A 14332-nucleotide genomic window follows, 5' to 3' on the forward strand; every position below is an offset into this window, starting at 1 on the left:
GATCTTGTCCACGCCCACCAACGATTTGCAGCAACCCATCGGCCGTCCCGTTCCCGACTGGTCCGCGCGCCCGCGCCCGGAGCGCATCGTGCTCGAAGGCCGCTACTGCCGGCTCGAACCGCTCGATGCCGAGCGCCATGCCGCCGAGCTGTACGCCGCGTATGCACAAGCGCCCGACGCCGGCGACTGGACCTATCTCGCACACGGGCCGTACGCCGACGAGTCGAGCTTCCGCGACTACCTGCGCGGCGCGGCGGCGAGCGCCGATCCGCTGCACTACACGGTGATCGACCGCGCGACGAACCGCGCGGTCGGCACGCTCGCGCTGATGCGCATCGATCCGGCCAACGGCGTGATCGAGGTCGGCTCGGTCACGTTCTCGCCGCTGCTCAAGCGCACGCCGGTATCGACCGACGCGCAATACCTGCTGATGAAGTACGCGTTCGACACGCTCGGCTACCGCCGCTACGAATGGAAGTGCGACGCGCTCAACGCGCCGTCGCGCAAGGCCGCGGCACGGCTCGGCTTCCGCTACGAAGGCACGTTCCGGCAGGCGATCGTCTACAAGGGCCGCAATCGCGACACCACATGGTTCTCGATCGTCGACGGCGAGTGGCCCGACGTGCGCGCCGCGTTCGAAGCGTGGCTCGCGCCCGCGAACTTCGACGCCGACGGCGTGCAGCGCGAATCGCTCGTCGCGATCCGCGAGCGGCAAGCCCGTGCGCGCGACGCGGCCGAGCGCGGGAGCCGCGCGACGCACGTCACGGTGCGCCCGCTCGCCGCCGCCGACGAAGCCGCGTGGCGGCCGCTGTGGGACGGCTATCGACAGTTCTACCGGTCGCCGGCGAGCGACGCGGTGACCGCGACGACGTGGGCGCGGCTGCTGGACCCGGCCGAACCGATGTTCGTCCTCGGCGCGTTCGACGCGGCGGGCAAGCTGGTCGGCATCGTGCACGCGATCTACCACCGCTCGTGCTGGACCGACGGGCCGTACTGCTATCTGCAGGATCTGTTCACGGCGGCCGACGCGCGCGGGCAAGGCGCGGGCAGCGCGCTGATCGAGGCCGTGTACGAGCGGGCCCGCGAAGCCGGCGCGAGCCGCGTGTACTGGCTCACGCACGAAACCAACACCACGGCGCGCGCGCTGTACGACAAGCTCGCGCACAACGCGGGATTCATCCAGTACCGGAAGGATCTCGGCTGACGGTGCGGCGCAGCCGCGACGTGGATCACGCTGCGGCTGTGCGATGGGGCGGAGCGTTTTGGCCGCTGGCGGCGGTGATCGCCGGCTGGCGCTTGGTATACGGCGCTCGGCTCCCCCTCGCGACCCGGCGCGGAATGCTCGTGCCACCGCCCACGCCAACAGCGACTAGTACGCACCGCGTCTCGCATTCCGTCTCAAATGCGTGAGACGACCGTCGCGTCGTCTCATCCGCACGGTGCCGTCGCAATTGCAGCAAATCCGGCGCCGGTTTCGCGTGCCACCGGCGCGATGTCGACGCAGCGCGGCGTGCTGCATTGCACATCGACAGCCCTGCCGCATCGCCGCGCAAGCTGCCTCATCCCGCTGGCCCCATTCCTGCATATCGGACGTTCGCGCAATCGCGCGACGGACGCACCGGCACCCTGCCGCGCGCCCGACGACAATCTGACGGAGACAGCAACGTGAGTACACCGGCACCGCATACCGCCCCCAGCATGAAGGCCGCCGTCTGGCACGGCCGCAACGACATCCGCGTCGAGGAGGTTCCCGTCCCCGGACACCCGCCGGCCGGCTGGGTCCAGATCCGCGTGCACTGGTGCGGGATCTGCGGCTCCGACCTGCACGAATACGTCGCCGGGCCGGTGTTCATCCCCGTCGACGCGCCGCACCCGCTCACGGGCCTGAAAGGCCAGTGCATCCTCGGCCACGAATTCAGCGGGGAAATCGCGGCGCTCGGCGCGGGCGTCACCGGCTTCGCGCTCGGCGAGCGCGTGACGGCCGACGCGTGCCAGCATTGCGGCACCTGCTGGTATTGCCGGCACGGGATGTACAACATCTGCGAGAACCTCGCGTTCACCGGGCTGATGAACAACGGCGCGTTCGCCGAGTACGTGAACGTGCCGGCCGAACTGCTGTACAAGCTGCCCGACAATTTTCCGACGGAGGCCGGGGCGCTGATCGAGCCGCTCGCGGTCGGGATGCACGCGGTGAAGAAGGCCGGCAACATCGTCGGGCAGACCGTCGTCGTGGTCGGCGCCGGCACGATCGGCCTGTGCACGATCATGTGCGCGAAGGCCGCGGGCGCCGGACGCGTGATCGCGCTGGAAATGTCGGCCGCGCGCAAGCAGAAGGCGCTCGAAGTGGGCGCGACGGTCGTGATCGACCCGAAGGCGTCCGACGCGATCGCCGAGGTCAAGGCGCTGACGGGCGGCTACGGCGCCGACGTGTCGTTCGAATGCATCGGCCACACGGCCACCGCGAAGCTCGCGATCGACGTGATCCGCAAGGCCGGCAAGTCGGTGATGGTCGGCATCTTCGAGGAGCCGACGTCGTTCAACTTCTTCGACATCGTGTCGACCGAGAAGGAAGTGATCGGCTCGCTCGCGTACAACGGCGAATTCGCGGACGTGATCCGCTTCATCGCGGACGGCCGCATCGACGTGCAGCCGCTCATCACCGGACGCATCGCGCTCGGCGACATCGTCGCGCGCGGCTTCGAGGAGCTGGTCAATCACAAGGACCGCAACGTGAAAATCATCGTCCAGCCCGTGGCAGCCTGACGGACGCTCGAGGCGGCTGGGGCGCGGCGCGCGGGTGCCGCGCTCCGATGGGCGCTGGATGGCGAATGACGGGCAACGCGCAGCGGGCCGCGGGCGATGGGTGATGGGCGACTGGCCATTCGCAGTTCGCGTTGGGCGTTGGGCGTTGGGCGTTGGGCGTTGGGCATCCGGCATCCGGCATCCGGCATCCGGCATCCGGCATTCGGCGTTCGGCGTTCGCGCTACGCGTTGGGCGCTCGGCGGTAGGTCGCGGCGGGCAAGCCGCCATCGACTTAGCGGGCAGTTGGCCGCTGCGCCCTGAGCCGCCGCCGCGCCAGCCGCCCCCAATGCATCGCCCGCTGCCTTGCCTGCCTTCAGAGCCGCCCCTGCGCCCCACACCCCACGCACGGGGTCCGACTTCGATATACTCGAAACGCCTTCACAGCCGCGCGCCCGCCGCGCCCCGCTCCCGTGAAACCACGCGCCGGCCTGCTCCTCGAACTCGTCGTCAATCTGCTGCTGCCCTGGGTCGCCTACCGGGTCGCGCATCCACATTTCGGGGAAACCGGCGCGCTCTACGCGTCGGCGGTTCCGCCGATCGTCTGGTCCGTCGTCGAATTCGTCCGCTCCCGCCGCGTCGATGCGGTGGCCGCGATCGTGCTGCTCGGCATCGCGCTGTCGCTCATCGGCATGGCGCTCGGCGGCGACGCGCGCACGCTGCTGATGCGCGAATCGCTCGCGTCCGGCTCGATCGGCGTCGTGTTCCTGTTGTCGCTGTTTCGCGACCGGCCGCTGATCTTCTATCTCGCGCGTGCCACCGTCGCACGCGAAATGGCCGGCGGCGCCGAGCGCTTCGAGACGGTCTGGGCCGAGCAACCGTACCTGCGCCGCATGCTGCGGCTGATGACGTTCGTGTGGGGCACCTGCATGACGCTCGAGATGCTGCTGCGCCTATGGATGGTGATGACGTGGCCCGTCGAGCGCGTGCTGGTCGTGTCACCGATCATGGGCTACACGGTGTTCGGCACGCTGCTGCTGTGGACGTTCTGGTATCGGCGGCGCATCCGCGAGCGCAACAGCGTCGACATCCCGACCCGCGACGGCCTCACCGAAACCGCGGGCCGCTGAGCGCTCGCGCCGCGACGCTGCGGCGCAGCATCGCGACTTCGCTGAGGTATGATGCGCGGCGTCCCGTTCGCCCGTTGCATCGCCCCATGTCCCTCTCGCTGCTCCCGCTCGCCACGATCTGGCTCGCGCTGTTCACGGCCGCCGCACTCGCCTGGCTGCGCCCGCTGCACGGTACCAGCGTCGCCGTCGCCGGGTTCGGTTATGCGCTCGCGCTCGCATTCGGCAAGCTGGCGCCGATCGCGCTCGCGCCCCTCGCGCTGCTGGCCGCCGCCGCGTGGGGTGTCGCGCCGCGCCGGCCGCTCGCCGTGCGGATCGCCGCGCACCTCGTGTTCGCGGCGCTCGCGATCGCGCTGAGCCTGCACCTGATACCCGGCTTCCACAACCCGCGCGTGATCGCGCCGACGCGCTTCACGCCGGACGCCGTGCCGTTCACGATGTACCTGAATTTCGACAAGCCGCTGGTCGGCCTGTGGCTGCTGTGGACGCTGCCGTGGGTGGCGCCCGAGGTGCCCCTCCGGCGCGCGCTGCGCGTCGGCGCGATGGCGGCCGTCGGTACGGCAGCCGCTTGCCTCGTCGGCGCGCTCGCGTTCGGGATGGTCGGCTGGGCGCCGAAATGGCCGGCCTCGGGCTGGCTCTGGCTGGTCAACAACGTGCTGCTCGCGACGCTCGCCGAAGAGGCGCTGTTCCGCGGCTACGTGCAAGGCGGGCTGACCCGCGCGCTCGGCCGCTTCCGCTGGGGGCCGTGGGCCGCGCTGGCCGTCGGCGCGCTGCTGTTCGGCGCCGCGCACGCGGCGGGCGGCTGGCCGTGGATCGTGCTCGGCACGCTCGCCGGCGTCGGCTACGGGCTCGCATGGCGACGCGGCGGCCTCGTCGCCGCCGCGCTCGCACATGCCGGGCTGAACGCGATTCACTTCGGGCTGTTCACCTACCCGATGCTCGCCGCCGCGCACTGAACGCCGAACCGCGCGGCGGCGCCGCGCCACTCCGGCTCAGCCGACGGCTCAGTTGAAGCCGGCCACCGCGTGCGGCACGTACGGACCTTCGAGCGCCGCGATCTCATCGTCGGTCAGCTTCAGTTGCAGCGCGCCGAGCGCATCGTCGAGATGATGCGGCTTCGAGATCCCGACGATCGGCGCGGTCACGCCGCGCTTGTGCGCGACCCACGCAAGCGCGACCTGCGCCCGCGGCACGTTGCGCGCGGCCGCGATCGCCGCGACGGCTTCGACCACCGCGCGATCGGCGTCGGCCGTCGCGTCATAGAGGCGCTGGCCGACCGCGTCGCTCTGCTGCCGGCCGGACGTCTCGCTCCAGTCGCGCGTCAGGCGGCCGCGCGCGAGCGGGCTCCACGGGATCACCGCGATGCCTTCGGCCTCGCACAGCGGCAGCATTTCCCGCTCCTCCTCGCGATACAGCAGGTTCAGGTGATTCTGCATGCTGACGAAGCGCGTCCAGCCATGCTGCTTCGACGTGTACAGCGCCTTCGCGAACTGCCACGCGTACATCGACGACGCGCCGATGTAGCGCGCCTTGCCCGCCTTCACGACGTCGTGCAGCGCCTCGAGTGTCTCCTCGATCGGCGTGGCGTCGTCCCAGCGATGGATCTGGTACAGGTCGACGTAGTCGGTGCCGAGCCGCTTCAGGCTCTGGTCGATGTCGGTCATGATCGCCTTGCGCGACAGGCCCGCGCCGTTCGGCCCCGGCCGCATCCGGTAGAACACCTTGGTCGCGATCACGACGTCGTCGCGCTTCGCGAAGTCGCGCAGCGCGCGGCCGACGATCTCCTCCGACGTGCCGTCCGAATACATGTTCGCGGTATCGAAGAAGTTGATGCCGGCCTCGATCGCGCGCCGGATGATCGGGCGGCTGTCCGCCTCCGGCAGCGTCCACGGATGCGTGCCGCGCGACGGCTGGCCGAACGTCATGCAGCCCAGCACCAGCTTCGACACGTCCAGCCCGGTCGATCCGAATTTCACGTATTGCATCGCACGCCTCGTCGTTGAAGTGGAATGGCGGCCGTACGCGCATCGCGCGCCGGCCGGACGCTGGATGGTATCCCGTCGCGCGCGAACGCGCCGGCGCACGGCGGCGCCGCCGCACCACGCGGGGCCGACGCCGCGCCGGCCGATGCGGCCCACGACGAAGCGGCTTACTTGATCTGGTCGGCGAGCGGCTGGAGGAACTCGGAGAAGCCGGTCAGCATGATCTGCACGCCGATGCACAGCAGCAGAAACGCCGACACGCGCTTCGCGACCTTGGTGCCTTCGGTGCCGAGATAGCGCGCGAGCAGCGCGGCGCGGCTGTAGGTCAGCCAGATCACGACCGCAACCAGCACGGACACCGTGATCGACACGATGCTCGACAGCATGAATTCAGACAGCTTGTGCGTGCGGTTCGCGTTCAGCGCGATCGCGGTGGCGATCGAACCGGGACCGACGGTCAGCGGCACGGTGAGCGGGAAGAATGCGCGCGTCATGATTGCGCTCGCATCGATCGGCTTGATCGGCGTGTCGCCGCCGCCGGCCGGGCCGTCCGGCTCGTTGAGCATCTGCCAGCCGGCGACGGCGACCGCGAAGCCGCCGCCGATGCGCAGCGCTTCCATCGAGATCCCGAAGAAATGCAGCACCGGCGTGCCGGCGAAGAACGCGACCAGCAGCACGATGAACGCGTTGAACGCCACCTTCTGCGCGAGCAGGTTGCGCTCATGTTCGGTCAGCGCCTCGGTGCGCTCGAGGAACAGGAAGGCGATGCCGATCGGATTGATGATGCCGATCAGGCCGGTGAAGCCGAACAGGATCTCGGAAACAAGACGGTTGACGATCATCGGGGAAATCAACGGACAGGGCTGGGCCGGCGGCGTGCCGGGGGTCACGCATTGTAGAGCAAGCGCCCGCGCGCGCGCCGCAAATCGTGCGGCGCCGCAGCCGGCCCGCGCCGCCTTATTCGACGCCCGGCTCCCACGCCGGCGGCCGCTTCGCAAAGAACGCGGCGAACCCCTCCTTCGCTTCGGCCGTCGCGCGCACGCGCGAGATCGTCTGCGCGGTGAATGCCGCGCGCTCGGCCGACGGCGGGTATTCGCCGATCGCGTCGAAAAAACGCTTGATCTCCATCAGCGCGTTCGGTCCGTTGCGGCTCAGCTCGGCGAGCGTGCGCTCGAGCGTCGCATCGAGCGTATCGAGCGGCACGGCCTGATGGATCAGGCCGATCGCGACGGCTTCGCTCGCGCCGAGCTGCGTCGCGGTCAGCGCGAGCCGGCGCGCCTGGCGCTGGCCGACCGCCTCGACCAGATACGGGCCGATCACCGCCGGCAGGATGCCGAAGCGCGCCTCGCTCACCGAAAAGCGCGCTTGATCGCTCGCGATCACGATGTCGCAGGCCGCGCACAGGCCCACGCCGCCGCCGAACGCGTGGCCCTGCACGCGCGCGACGGTCGGCTTCGCGCACTGCCGGATCGCACGCATCATCGCCGCGAAGCGCTCGGCGTCGCGCAGGTTCGCGGCCGCATCGTTCGCGCTCGCGCGCTGCATCCACTGCAGGTCAGCGCCCGCGCAGAACGCGCGGCCGTCCGCGCGCAGCACGATCGCGCGCACGTCGTCGCGCGCGCCGAGCGTCGTGTAGGCGTCGGTCAGCTCGGCGATCATCGTCTCGTCAAACGCGTTGAGCACATCGCCGCGCCGCAGCGCGACGGTCGCAATGCCGCGCGCGTCGACCGCGACGGCCAAAGTCTTCAATCCATCCATCGAACGGGTTTCCTTGGGGTAGAACGGGTGACGGTCGGATTCACGCCGCCTGACGGCGGTCGATCACGCGCCGCGCCTTGCCGGTCGCGGTCGTCGGAATCCCGCCCGCCGCGAGCACGGTCACGCCGGCCGATACGCCGATCATCGTCTTGATCCGGTGCTGCAGCTCGCGCGCGATCGCCGCGCGATCGCCGTCGGTCATCCCGGCCGCGGCTTCGGAGCGCAGCTCGACCGCCAGCTCGAGCCGATCCATGTGGCCGTCGCGCGACAGCGTGACCTGGAATTGTCCGGACAGCTGGGCCTGCGCGACGACGATCTCCTCGATCTGGCTCGGGAACACGTTGACGCCCCGCACGATCAGCATGTCGTCGGAGCGGCCGGTGATCTTCGCGAGCCGGCGCATCGCGCGCGCCGTGGGCGGCAGCAGCGCCGTGAGGTCGCGCGTGCGGTAGCGGATCACCGGCATCGCCTCCTTCGTCAGCGACGTGAACACGAGCTCGCCCGCGCTGCCGTCCGGCAGCACTTCGCCGGTCGCCGGATCGATGATCTCCGGATAGAAATGGTCCTCCCAGATCACCGGGCCGTCCTTGGTCTCGACGCACTCGCACGCGACGCCCGGCCCCATCACTTCCGACAGCCCGTAGATGTCGAGCGCGTCGATGCCCGCGCGCGTCTCGACTTCGTCGCGCAGCGCCTGCGTCCACGGCTCCGCGCCGAAGATGCCGATCTTCAGCGACGAGTCGGCCGGGTCCATCCCCTGCCGCACCATCTCGTCGATCAGGTTCAGCATGTACGACGGCGTGACGAGGATGATCTTCGGCTCGAAATCGCGGATCAGCTGCACCTGCTTCTCGGTCTGCCCGCCCGACATCGGCACGACCATGCAGCCGAGCCGCTCCGCGCCGTAGTGAATGCCGAGGCCGCCGGTGAAGAGCCCGTAGCCGAACGCGTTGTGCAGCGTGTCGCCCGGCCGGCCGCCGGCCGCGCGGATCGAGCGCGCCGTCACGTTCGCCCACGTGTCGATGTCGCGCGCGGTGTAGCCGACCACGGTCGGCTTGCCGGTCGTGCCGCTCGACGCATGCACGCGCACGACCTGCTCGCGCGGCACCGCGAACAGGCCGAACGGGTAGTTGTCGCGCAGGTCGCTCTTGGTCGTGAACGGGAACTTCGCGAGATCGGCGAGCGTGTGCAGATCGTCCGGGTGCACGCCGGCCGCGTCGAACGTCCGGTGATAGTGCGCAACGTGGTCATACGCGTGGCGCAGCGACCACTTGAGGCGCTCGAGCTGCAGCGCCTGCAGTTCGTCGCGGCTGGCGGCCTCGATCGGCTCGAGCGCGGCGGCGGGATGCGTCGGGTGAGTCATGGGGTGCTCCTCCAGTGGAGTGATGTCGTTGTCGTGATCGAGGGGATGCGGGCGGCGGCTAACGGAACGTGCGGCCGGCCGCGTGCAGCGCGGCGATGCGCGGCGACACGCGATAGCGGTCCTCGCCGTAGCTCGCCGCGAGATGGGACAGCACGCGATGCACGCGGCCGATGCCGATCGCATCGGCCCACGCGAGCGGGCCGCATGGGTAGTTCACGCCCTTTTCCATGGCGAGATCGAGATCGGCGGGCGAGCACACGCCCTGATTGACGGTGTCGGCCGCCTCGTTCGCGAGCATCGCGACGGTGCGCATCGCGACCATGCCGGGCACGTCGCCGACGCCCACGACGCGGAACCCCGCTTGCTGGAACAGGCCGACGGCGTCCGCGTACGCGGCGTCGCTGCACTGGAACGCGCGCGTGAGCGCCACCAGGCCGGCTTCAGCGTAGTCGCGCGCAAGATCGACGAGCACCAGATCGGCCACGCCGGTTTGCGCGGCGCGCAGCGTCGCGGTACGGCCGTCGGTCAGCGCGATCGACGCGCGGCCGGCCACCGCGATCAGCTCGTCTGCGTGTGCGCCGTTCTGCCGCGCGTTCGGGATGCGCTCGGCAAAGCGCGCGTGGAGCGCCACAGCCGGGCCTTCCTGCTCGAACAGCACGACGTCGGCCGGTGCGACGCAAGGCGCTTCGAACTCGGGCGCCGGCGGCGGCGCGTCGGGCGCGTACGAGTAGAAGCCGCGCCCCGACTTGCGGCCGAGAAAGCCGGCGTTCACGAGTTCCTGCTGAATCAACGACGGCGTGTAGCGCGGATCGTTGAAGTACGCGCGGAACACCGACTCGGTCACCGCGAAGTTCACGTCGTGACCGATCAGGTCCATCAGCTCGAACGGCCCCATCCGGAAGCCGCCGGCGTCGCGCATCACGGCGTCGATCGACGCCGGCGTGCCGCCCTGCTCGTTCAGCACGCGCAGCGCCTCCGCGTAATACGGGCGCGCGACGCGGTTCACGATGAATCCCGGCGTCGATTTCGCCATCACCGGCCGCTTGCCCCACGCGGCGGCCGTGTCGTACAGCAGCTGTGCGACCTCCGCGGCCGTCGCGAGCCCGCTGACCACCTCGACGAGTGCCATCAACGGCGCCGGATTGAAGAAGTGCAGGCCGGCCACGCGCTGCGGCGCGCGCAGGCCGGCTGCGATCGACGTGATCGAGATCGACGACGTGTTGGTGGCGAGCACGCAGCGCTCGTCGACATGGCGTTCGAGCGTCGCGAAGATCTCGCGCTTCACGTCGAGCCGCTCGGCCGCCGCCTCGACGATCAGCGCGGCGCCGGCGAACTCGGCCAGCGCGCGCACCGCGCGGATGCGGCTGCCGGCCGCGTCCGCCTGCGCCGGCTCGAGGCGGCCTTTCTCCGCAAGCCTCGCGAACTGCGCACGAATGCCGGCGAGCGCCTTGTCGCACGCGGCCTCGTCGAGGTCGTACAGCAGCACGGTATGACCGGCCGCCGCCGCGACCTGCGCGATACCCGCGCCCATCGCACCTGCGCCGATCACGCCGACGAGCGCCGATGGCGCCAGCGCGCCCGAGTTCACCGAATGTGCAGAAGAAACAGCCATCGCTTGCGATCCGTCATGAAAGTGGAAGTGCGAGCGATTATAAACCGACCGGTCGGTAGATTTATGTCAGGGCCAGCCCGAATTCGTTGGGCAATGCAGCTTTACGGAAACTGCAGGAAAGGAATCATGCGGCAACGGCGCGCTTTATCGAACGAAAATTCACTAAATCTCTGGAAAATCGCGCAGTAGACCTTCAACGTGTGATAAAATCCGACAAATTGCAGTATCCTGGGGAACCGCGCGCAGCCGCCTCTCGTCGCCGTGGCGGCGTTCGGGTCGGTCGTCGGCCGGTCTGACTGTCGGCCCGCGCATCCCGTCATCGGTACCCGGTCGCATCACCCCGCTTCATCCAGCGACGGGCTTCGGCCCGCCCGCACCCCTCGCCGCCCCGCTGCGGCAGACCCGACGCAGCACGGCTTCGTGTTGTCATCCGTTGAGCTTCATCGTCATCGTTCGGCGCATCACCCGGCCGGGCTTCGTCAACCCGTGACGGCGCGTGTCGCGCCGCCGCTCGCATAGGAAACCGTTCATGCCGATTTCGTCCAATCAGCTGCCGCGCTGGACCCTCTGGGCTCCGCTCGCCGCATGGCTCGTCCTCGCGCTGTCGCGCGCCGTGCCGGCCGAAGGCCTCGTCATCGCGGTGTTCGCGGCCGCGCTCGCCGGCGCCGTGTTCGCCGCGGTCCATCACGCCGAAGTCGTCGCGCACCGCGTCGGCGAACCGTTCGGCACGCTCGTGCTCGCGGTCGCCGTGACCGTCATCGAGGTCGCGCTGATCGTGTCGGTGATGCTCGGCGCCGGCCCGGAAAAGTCGGGCCTCGCGCGCGACACCGTGTTCGCCGCCGTGATGATCATCTGCAACGGCATCGTCGGGCTGTGCCTGCTGGTCGGTGCGTGGAAGCACGGCGAGCAGGATTTCCAGGGCCGCGGCGCGAGCAAGGCGCTGGCGGTGCTCGCATCGCTGTCGGTGCTGTCGCTCGTGATGCCGAACTACCTGAACGCGGCGCCCGGCCCGCAGTTCTCGAATTCGCAGCTCGCGTTCGCGGGCGTGTCGTCGCTCGTGCTGTACGGCGTGTTCGTGTTCGTGCAGACGGTTCGCCATCGCGACTACTTTCTCGCCAGTCACGACAGTGCGAACGAATCGATCCACGCGACGCCGCCCAGCGCACGCACCGCGGCAGTCAGCATGCTGCTGCTGTTCGCGAGCCTCGTCGCCGTGGTGCTGCTCGCGAAGCTGCTGTCGCCCGCCGTCGAGCACGCGGTGATGAAGCTTGGCGCGCCGGAGGCCGCCGTGGGCATCGTGATCGCCGCGCTCGTGCTGTTGCCCGAAGGGCTCGCGGCCGTCACCGCCGCGCGGGCAAACCGGCTCCAGACCAGCATGAACCTCGCGCTCGGCTCGGCGCTCGCCAGCATCGGGCTGACGATTCCGACCGTCGCCGCCGTGTTCATCTGGGTCGGACATCCGCTCACGCTCGGCATCGGCCCGATGGAAACCGTGCTGCTGGCGCTCACGCTGCTCGTCAGCACGCTCACGCTGAGCCAGGGACGCACGACCGTCCTGCACGGCGTCGTGCATCTGTCGCTGTTCGCCGCGTACCTGTTCCTGTCGGTCACGCACTGAGCGGCGGGCCGCCCGGCGCAACGGCGGCGCTGCGCCGCGCCCGCAACGCGCGGCGCGCTCGCCGCTTCATCGCGCCGTGCTAGACGCCGTCGGCCGCGCCTTCGGTCAGGAACTGACCGACCATCGCGTTGAACACCGGCAGCGCCGGATTGTCGTTGTCCGCGCGCCACGCGAGATACAGCTCCGCCGCCACGTCGACGCCGGCCACCGGCCGGAACACGACCCCATCGACGTGCAGCTCGCGCGCCGACGCCGGCACGAGCGCCGCGCCGAGCCCGGCGCGCACCAGGCCGAGTATCGTGTGCGTCTGCCCGACGTAATGCAGGTAGTTCGGCAGGCGTCCGGCACCGGCGAACATCCCCGAAATCATGTCGTGGAAGTACTTCCCTTCGTTCGGCGAGTAGGCGATGAACGGCTGGCGGTCGAGTTCGTCCGGGCCGATCCGCTCATGCGCGGCAAGCGGCGAGCCCTGCGCCACCGCGACGAGCATCGGCTCGCGCTGCACGAGCCGGTATTCGAGCGGATGACGCGCGGCGCGCTGGCGCACGAAACCCGCATCGAGCATGCGCGACGCGAGCGCGTCGATCTGCACGGTCGACACCATTTCGCGCAGTTCGACATCGACGTCCGGTAGCGCGTGGGCGGCGTGCGCGAGCAGCGCCGGAATCATCCGGTATGCACTGACGGCCGTGAAGCCGAGCGTGATCCGCCCCTCACGGCCGTGCGCGACGCGCTGCGCGGCCTGTTCGGCCCGCGCGGAAAATTCGAGGATGTGGCGGGCGTCGCGCAGAAAGCGCTCGCCGGCTGCCGTGAGCCTCACCTGCCGGCTGCTGCGCTCGAGCAGCGCGATGCCCAGCGCGTGTTCGAGCAGCTGGATCTGCCGGCTGAGCGGCGGTTGCGTGATGAAGAGCCGCCGGGCCGCGCGGCCGAAATGCAGCTCCTCGGCCACCGCGACGAAGCAGCGAAGCTGGTTCAGTTCAATCATTCGCGTCCTGAATCGATCGATAGCGCATCGATGTTAGACCGATATCGATTCGATTCCCATCCGCAGCGGACGCGATGCGCGGCGTGCGGCAGCTTCGAGCGGATTGGCGTCACGCCGCTTGAAGCGCGGAAAGTGCAGGCAGCGCCGCCCGGCGTGCCCGCACGGCGAGCGTCACGCGCTCTGACGAGCAGCCGGCATCTGCGCGAGCGTGAGCCGGTCGAGTTCGCGCAGGTCGTTCTCCAGCGCCGGCGTGAGCGTCGTGCGCAGATGGTCGAGGAACGTGCGGATCTTCGCGTCGAGATAGCGGCGTGTCGCATACACCGCGTAGACGCTCACCGTCTGCAGCCGGTATTCCGGCAGCACGCGGATCAGCCGCCCTTCCCGGATGTCGTCGAGCACCGTGTACAGCGCCACGCAGGCGATCCCGCGCGACGCGCGCACGGCCACGCACAGCGCGTCCGGCACGTTGACCTGGAACGGCGCGGGCTGCAGCTCGTAGACCGTCTCCTCGCCGTCGCTGCGCTCGAGCCGCCACTCGCTCGCCGGCGACGCGGGCGTATCGAGGCGCAGGCAGACGTGGTTCGGCAGGTCGTCGGGCGTCTGCGGCGTGCCGTGACGCGCCAGATACTCGCGCGACGCGACCAGCACGCTGCAGCTGGTGCCGCAGGTTTGCGCGACGTAGCCGGAGTCGGGCAGCTGCGACGCCGTCACGATCGACACGTCGTAGCCTTCCTCGACGAGGTTCGGCATCCTCTGCGCGAGCGTCAGCTCGACCGACACGTCCGGGTTGTCCTCCTGATAGCGCACGATCGACGACACGACGTGACTCTGCCCGAGCCCCGTCATCGCGTGAATGCGCATCTTGCCGCTTGGCCGCAGCAGCGCGTTGCGCGCTTCGGCATTCGCATAGTCGAACTCGGCCAGGATCGACTTCGCACGCTCGAAGTAGCGCTCGCCGCTTTCGGTGAGGCCGAGATGGCGCGTCGTGCGATGCAGCAGACGCGTCTGCACGTGCGCTTCGAGGTTCGAAACCGCGCGCGACACCTGCGCGGTGGTCGCATCGATTTCTTTCGCGACCGCGGTGAAACTGCCGGCTTCGACGACGCGCACGAACAGGCGCATGTTTTCGAGCATGTCCATTGAATTG

At 69.6% G+C, this 14332-nt stretch carries 12 protein-coding genes; 5 read left to right on the forward strand and 7 right to left on the reverse strand.

Annotation, left to right across the window (positions count from 1 at the left end):
• The first annotated feature begins 4 nt into the window (after positions 1 to 4).
• The 4 genes from EX20_RS25230 to EX20_RS25245 all read left to right on the forward strand — a co-directional run bounded on the left by EX20_RS25230 (position 5) and on the right by EX20_RS25245 (position 4823).
• Positions 5 to 1204, forward strand: coding sequence for a GNAT family N-acetyltransferase (locus tag EX20_RS25230; RefSeq protein ID WP_034195114.1), 1200 nt, complete (start codon positions 5 to 7; stop codon positions 1202 to 1204).
• Positions 1205 to 1698: 494 nt separating this feature from the next.
• Positions 1699 to 2763: a 2,3-butanediol dehydrogenase gene (locus EX20_RS25235; RefSeq protein ID WP_034195115.1), complete on the forward strand. Its 1065-nt coding sequence runs from the start codon at positions 1699 to 1701 to the stop codon at positions 2761 to 2763.
• A gap of 450 nt (positions 2764 to 3213) precedes the next feature.
• Complete coding sequence (locus EX20_RS25240; RefSeq protein ID WP_011882339.1) at positions 3214 to 3870, forward strand: VC0807 family protein; 657 nt, start codon at positions 3214 to 3216, stop codon at positions 3868 to 3870.
• An 86-nt stretch (positions 3871 to 3956) separates the two neighbouring features.
• Entirely contained in the window at positions 3957 to 4823 is an 867-nt protein-coding gene (locus EX20_RS25245) for a CPBP family intramembrane glutamic endopeptidase (protein WP_034195116.1), read from the forward strand.
• A 48-nt stretch (positions 4824 to 4871) separates the two neighbouring features.
• Here the strand turns inward: EX20_RS25245 and EX20_RS25250 are convergent, their stop codons facing one another.
• The 5 genes from EX20_RS25250 to EX20_RS25270 all read right to left on the reverse strand — a co-directional run bounded on the left by EX20_RS25250 (position 4872) and on the right by EX20_RS25270 (position 10582).
• On the reverse strand, positions 4872 to 5852 hold the full coding sequence (locus tag EX20_RS25250) for an aldo/keto reductase (protein WP_034195117.1): 981 nt from the start codon (positions 5850 to 5852) through the stop codon (positions 4872 to 4874).
• Between the two features lie 164 nt (positions 5853 to 6016).
• Positions 6017 to 6691: a MarC family protein gene (locus EX20_RS25255; RefSeq protein ID WP_011882342.1), complete on the reverse strand. Its 675-nt coding sequence runs from the start codon at positions 6689 to 6691 to the stop codon at positions 6017 to 6019.
• Between the two features lie 115 nt (positions 6692 to 6806).
• Positions 6807 to 7607, reverse strand: coding sequence for an enoyl-CoA hydratase-related protein (locus tag EX20_RS25260; RefSeq protein WP_034195118.1), 801 nt, complete (start codon positions 7605 to 7607; stop codon positions 6807 to 6809).
• A gap of 40 nt (positions 7608 to 7647) precedes the next feature.
• Entirely contained in the window at positions 7648 to 8970 is a 1323-nt protein-coding gene (paaK, locus tag EX20_RS25265; RefSeq protein WP_034195119.1) for a phenylacetate--CoA ligase PaaK, read from the reverse strand.
• 58 nt (positions 8971 to 9028) lie between these two features.
• Entirely contained in the window at positions 9029 to 10582 is a 1554-nt protein-coding gene (locus EX20_RS25270; protein ID WP_034195120.1) for a 3-hydroxyacyl-CoA dehydrogenase, read from the reverse strand.
• 529 nt (positions 10583 to 11111) lie between these two features.
• On the opposite strand from EX20_RS25270, the gene EX20_RS25275 reads away from it, so the two are divergent.
• A complete protein-coding gene (locus EX20_RS25275) occupies positions 11112 to 12200 on the forward strand; it encodes a calcium:cation antiporter (protein ID WP_011882346.1) in 1089 nt (362 codons plus the stop codon).
• A gap of 79 nt (positions 12201 to 12279) precedes the next feature.
• Here the strand turns inward: EX20_RS25275 and EX20_RS25280 are convergent, their stop codons facing one another.
• Together EX20_RS25280 and EX20_RS25285 are read right to left on the reverse strand one after the other, a co-directional pair.
• A complete protein-coding gene (locus tag EX20_RS25280) occupies positions 12280 to 13185 on the reverse strand; it encodes a LysR family transcriptional regulator (RefSeq protein ID WP_014724790.1) in 906 nt (301 codons plus the stop codon).
• A 171-nt stretch (positions 13186 to 13356) separates the two neighbouring features.
• Complete coding sequence (locus tag EX20_RS25285; RefSeq protein WP_011882348.1) at positions 13357 to 14325, reverse strand: LysR family transcriptional regulator; 969 nt, start codon at positions 14323 to 14325, stop codon at positions 13357 to 13359.
• Positions 14326 to 14332 lie beyond the last annotated feature (7 nt).

Origin of the sequence: Burkholderia sp. WP42 (assembly GCF_000745665.1) — a bacterium.
Classification (GTDB): Bacteria; Pseudomonadota; Gammaproteobacteria; order Burkholderiales; family Burkholderiaceae; genus Burkholderia; species Burkholderia vietnamiensis.

Coding starts and splice junctions, on each gene's coding strand:
- EX20_RS25255 (WP_011882342.1), bottom strand. CDS start 6,691: ATGATCGTCAACCGTCTTGTTTCCGAGATCCTGTTCGGCTTCACCGGC.
- EX20_RS25270 (WP_034195120.1), bottom strand. CDS start 10,582: ATGGCTGTTTCTTCTGCACATTCGGTGAACTCGGGCGCGCTGGCGCCA.
- paaK (WP_034195119.1), bottom strand. CDS start 8,970: ATGACTCACCCGACGCATCCCGCCGCCGCGCTCGAGCCGATCGAGGCC.
- EX20_RS25275 (WP_011882346.1), top strand. CDS start 11,112: ATGCCGATTTCGTCCAATCAGCTGCCGCGCTGGACCCTCTGGGCTCCG.
- EX20_RS25260 (WP_034195118.1), bottom strand. CDS start 7,607: ATGGATGGATTGAAGACTTTGGCCGTCGCGGTCGACGCGCGCGGCATT.
- EX20_RS25280 (WP_014724790.1), bottom strand. CDS start 13,185: ATGATTGAACTGAACCAGCTTCGCTGCTTCGTCGCGGTGGCCGAGGAG.
- EX20_RS25250 (WP_034195117.1), bottom strand. CDS start 5,852: ATGCAATACGTGAAATTCGGATCGACCGGGCTGGACGTGTCGAAGCTG.
- EX20_RS25245 (WP_034195116.1), top strand. CDS start 3,957: ATGTCCCTCTCGCTGCTCCCGCTCGCCACGATCTGGCTCGCGCTGTTC.
- EX20_RS25235 (WP_034195115.1), top strand. CDS start 1,699: ATGAAGGCCGCCGTCTGGCACGGCCGCAACGACATCCGCGTCGAGGAG.
- EX20_RS25285 (WP_011882348.1), bottom strand. CDS start 14,325: ATGGACATGCTCGAAAACATGCGCCTGTTCGTGCGCGTCGTCGAAGCC.